This is a genomic window from Methanospirillum sp. (assembly GCF_028679455.1).
In the GTDB taxonomy this organism is placed as follows: domain Archaea; phylum Halobacteriota; class Methanomicrobia; order Methanomicrobiales; family Methanospirillaceae; genus Methanospirillum.
Genome location: NZ_JAJRBM010000405.1, coordinates 1 through 3475, shown reverse-complemented (window position 1 = coordinate 3475; position 3475 = coordinate 1). Strand labels below are relative to the sequence as shown.

The 3475-nt window shown below is 46.1% G+C and carries 3 protein-coding genes; 1 reads left to right on the top strand and 2 read right to left on the bottom strand.

Annotated elements, in window-relative coordinates:
• Window positions 1–222: 222 nt before the first annotated feature.
• On the top strand, window positions 223–849 hold the full coding sequence (locus LUQ50_RS13855; RefSeq protein WP_300040665.1) for a TetR/AcrR family transcriptional regulator: 627 nt from the start codon (window positions 223–225) through the stop codon (window positions 847–849).
• Window positions 850–947: 98 nt separating this feature from the next.
• On the opposite strand, the gene LUQ50_RS13850 is transcribed toward LUQ50_RS13855, so the two are convergent.
• Window positions 948–2939, bottom strand: coding sequence for an FtsK/SpoIIIE domain-containing protein (locus tag LUQ50_RS13850; protein WP_300040664.1), 1992 nt, complete (start codon window positions 2937–2939; stop codon window positions 948–950).
• Window positions 2936–3475, bottom strand: a 540-nt coding sequence (locus LUQ50_RS13845) for a hypothetical protein (RefSeq protein ID WP_300040662.1), incomplete at its 5' end; no start/stop codon positions are given. The genes LUQ50_RS13845 and LUQ50_RS13850, both read right to left, overlap by 4 nt.

Sequence of the window (3475 nt, the reverse complement as noted above, 5' to 3'; positions counted from 1 at the left end):
TTCATCCTCTGGCAGACTGGACTCTGCCAGCCGGTGCATCGCGATACCTTCGGCCATTTTGTTCAGTCCAGCCTGGTTATGTACGGATCTCTTGTCATCAGTCATTCTCTCTTCTCCTCATGATAATTACCAGAATAAGATACTCACAGTATCAATAAATACTCATCGTATTTTTTATTTCATCATCTTGTTATATGAGCATCCACAACATAAAACCAGAAAATGCCAAAGGTCGTGCCCCAGTATAAGGAAGATGCAAAGCAAAGGATCATCCTAGCGGCGATGGAGGTGATGACTGAGAAGGGATATGAGGAGACGACAATTGATGAGATCGCGAAGAAGATGGGGGCAACAAAGGGGGCAGTGTACTGCTATTTCCGGAGCAAGAAGGAGTTGATCCAGGAGGTCTTGATGACCATGGAGAGGGAGTTTGAAAGAATTGCCCCTGATCCCTTCTTCTTCAGGTATAATTACCCGGAACTGCTCCCATCATTCAATCGTTTTTATTTTATCGAAGAACGCTATAAATTGTTATGCGAGGTGGGCCTGTTCAGGGATCCCGGCGATATCAATCCTGAACCTACTCCTGAATCAGTCCACGAACTGGTGTCAGTGCTTGAAGATAACATATGGGATGAGCAGAGACGGGGGGGCCTTTTATCGACAGAGAGAAGGATGTTTGCCCTGATGCTTGTTTCTTTGTGTATGGGATTACAAAAGGGAGAATTATATTCGCTTCTTTTCCTTGGACGCCCGATTATCCAAAAGATATGGTATGTTGCGATGAAACATCTCCTGCACCCGGAGTCAATCCCGGAGAACACCTGTTCCCCGCATACTGATTCCTAAAGGAGACCATCACCACCTCCAATATTCCTGATATCTTTCATTTCGGGATCTATCCGGTCAGACATGCGGGAATACTTCGTGTATGCTTCATTCATCATTTAAGAGGCATACATCTCAAGGATCCGGGTGATATCCGTCTTCGTGGCGATGGCTCCCTGTAACCTTTCCAAGCCGACACTCCCGCCTACAAGCATATCTCCATGGCCGATAAGGTATTCAGCACCCCCGGTATCGAGGATAATCTTGCTGTTTGTCTGTGAAGTCACCTTTAATCCGATTTTTAACTGGAGATTTGCCTTGATCAAACCGGTTACAACCTTCGCATCAGGTCGCTGGGTTGCAAGGATGAGGTGGAATCCAGCTGCCCGCCCCTTCTGGCCGATTCTCTGAATTGCGGTTTCAAGACTTTCTTTCGAATTTTTATCAATGATGAGATCTGCATATTCATCGATAATGATAACCCGTTCCGTGAGCGGATCCGGGGATACCTGGTTCCATTCCTTGATATCATGAACTAACCGTGATTCAAACTGCCGGTATCGTTCTTCCATCTCATCGATGAGTGAATCCAGGCGGCCAATCACCAGATTGTTATCCATGAGGATTCGACCGTCAAGACAGGGGAGATCTGCCAGATCTGTAAATGAGACACGCTTTGGATCGATAAGCGTGAAAAGTACTCTTCCTACGGGGGCAGAGCGTGCAAGTCCAAGAATAATCGAACGGAGCAATACACTCTTTCCGCTTCCCGATGTCCCGGATACCAGGATACTGGTCATGACCGGGTCGGCGAGGTCCACCCAGAAGACTGTACCATCGATTCCAATCCCAAGAGGGAAAGCAACATCCGAGAGAGGCCGGTTCTGTTCCCCCTGTATCAGAACATCACTGAGTAATAAGGGCTGGCAGGTACGGCGGGGGATATCGATACTGACATACCCGTTCCTGGGCTGAATAAGCGGAGGAGCAATAAGTCCCAATGCAACCTGGAGATCCTCAGCTTTATGAACCAGTTTCGTGACCGAGACATTCCGCTCGATATCGGGAATGATTCGCAGTCTGATAAAACGGGGACCAGTTACATACCCATCCTGCTTTACTGGTAGCTTAAATTTCTCATAGACACCCACCAGTTTTTCCAGGTACTCTTCTCCTTCGGTATCTGCTGAATCCATCCGGTTGAGGTTTTTTCCGGGAAGAACCTCCATTTTCTTGAAGCCATATCGCTTCCGGTCCATCCCGAAGTCATGCTCACATCTGGGTGAGTAGGGGCATTGTTCGCACAATGTTCTGTCAGCAGCCCGGGGAATATCTGAACGATTACGTGAGACATCACGTGCCATGGAAAATAATCCGGGTAGGTTTTGTATGGCACATCCGGTAAGGTCCTTCGAGTAGGTGACCTCTGGTTCATCCTCTTCAAGATAGAGCACCACAATTCTCGGGAGCATCTGTGTCTTCCGGTAAACAAGCCAGGCATAGAGTGATGTTTGAGTAAGATCACGGGTTATATCAGATGCTTTCAGCCCCTTCAGTTCAAAGACAATAGGTTCACAATTTATCATGTCATATAATAAACAATCTGGTCGACCGGTAACGGTAATTCTCTGGTTATCCTCAAAGATATAATCAGCACTAATATGTACCTCTGAATTTTGAAATACACCGTTCACGATGCTCTCCGGCTGCTCTTCCCGATTGATGAAAGGATTAAGAAATGAAGCGATCCATCTGCCATACCGATACATTGCAAGTGCCAGGGCAGTTATCTGGTCATCTGACAGCTGTTGGTGATATTCATTTAAAAACGGTATTAAATACTCAGATCGCAGAAATTCGAGGATATTATCCTCTATGGTTGTACCTTTCCAGTTCAATGAATCGATGAATCCTGCCCTTCTTTTACTATTGCCATTGCCTGATAGATCACGAAAGAATTTGTTCGCGATTGCATGCATATGAGTACTTGGAAGCGAGCCTGATCCCTTAAGCCCGATTCTCCAGGTGTTTGTCTCCCCTTTCAGTTTATATCCATATAATCGGGGACAATGCTGGCAGAGGTGAAGATCTGATACTGATATCGTAATCATATGGCACACATTGCCCGGAGGCTGATCTGTGATCCTTTGTCATTCGGGTAAATGATGAAGAGATCATCGTGTCTTCCGCAGATCTCCAGGATCCTGGCATGGGGAATATCATATCCTTCTTGGACGAGATTATCCCTGATTACAGAGGTATTCAGAATTCTCATGATGGATCTACAGAGAATCATCCGGATACGAGTGATGATCAACTCTTCATCGATGCTCTTCTCTTTTTTCCGCTCCTCCTCTGGTTTATACTCATCAGATACATAATCAGGAGGGATTAACGGATAGCCAAAATCCTGTTCAGAACCGATGAACCGGTACAGTTCATCTTCAGAGATCGGCCTGATATATCCTCCTGTGTCTTTAACCTGGATAGCCCCTTCAGGGATCTTAAAAATTAATGTGGTCAATGCATACCAACGGGCGATCTCTTCCATATTCAACTGTAATATCCTCCCCCCTGCCTGCTCAAAATCCTCCTTCTTCTTATTTGTGGACTTCCATGATGGACGAGTGATGAGACAACGGGGATC